1 protein-coding gene is annotated in these 1,165 nt (G+C 60.5%); it reads left to right on the top strand.

Annotated features, from left to right (window positions below; all coding sequences use genetic code 11):
* Positions 1-68: 68 nt before the first annotated feature.
* On the top strand, positions 69-1,046 hold the full coding sequence (locus AC07O3_RS34495) for an IS5 family transposase (protein ID WP_093058440.1): 978 nt from the start codon (positions 69-71) through the stop codon (positions 1,044-1,046).
* Positions 1,047-1,165: the final 119 nt, after the last annotated feature.

The raw sequence follows: 1,165 nt of genomic DNA on the forward strand, positions 1-1,165 counted from the left end.
CTAGGGAAGGTCTGAACAAGAGCACGTTTCTTGCATGAAGGACTGAACCCTGCAAAGGAGCACGAGCGATGAGCCAGATCAGTTTTGCGGATGCGGAGCAAGCTGGCAAGAGGAAGAAGACAAGGCGCGAAGTCTTCCTTGCCGAGATGGAACTGGTGGTGCCGTGGAAGGCGCTGCTCAAAGTCATCGAGCCCCACTATCCAGTGGCAGGCCGAGGCCGTCGTCCGTACCCGCTGCAAGCCATGCTGCGCGTGCACCTGATGCAGAACTGGTTCGCCCTGAGCGACCCGGCGATGGAAGAGGCCCTGTATGAGATCGCCTCGCTGCGCTCGTTCGCCGGACTCGGTCTGGAGGCGATCCCTGACGAGTCGACCATCCTGAACTTCCGCCACCTGCTGGAGGCCAGCGATCTGGCCGAAGACATCTTCAAGCAGGTCAACGCCCATCTGGCCAGGAAGGGACTGCTCTTGAAGCGCGGCTCTATCGTGGACGCAACCATCATTGCGGCGCCCAGTTCGACCAAGAACGAAAGTGGCGAGCGAGATCCGGAGATGCACCAGACGAAGAAGGGCAACCAGTGGCACTTCGGTATGAAGGCTCACATCGGCGTGGACGCAGACTCGGGGCTGGTGCACACGGTGACGACCACTGCAGCCAACGAGGCAGACGTGGAACAGGTGAGCGATCTGCTGCACGGCAAAGAGGATGCGGTGTGGGCAGACTCGGGCTATCGCGGAGCACAGAGCCGAGTCAAACGCAGCGTGCAATGGCATATTGCGGGCAGGCCCAGCGACATGGCGAAGATGCCGCAGGGCCGAGCCAAGGCCAGAGCGCGCAAGCAGGAATACCAAAAGGCCAGCATCCGGGCAAAGGTCGAGCACCCGTTCCGGGTGATCAAGCGGCAGTTCGGTCTGGCGAAGGTGAGGTTCAAGGGACTGACCAAGAACACAGCGCATGTGATCACGCTGTTTGCGCTGTCGAACCTGTGGATGGTCAGAAGGAAGCTGATTGCGATGATGGGACAGGTGCGCCCGCAGGCAGCGTGAAGCGGCCACAGAGGCTCTCAAACGCGTGGGATGCCCGGTGCGATGAGCCCGCAAGCGCAGCAACTCAACACGCGTCCTCGTCATCAAATCAATCTACGACTTGATCAGACGTTCCCTAG

It is taken from the genome of Variovorax sp. GW821-FHT09D05 (assembly GCF_059416325.1).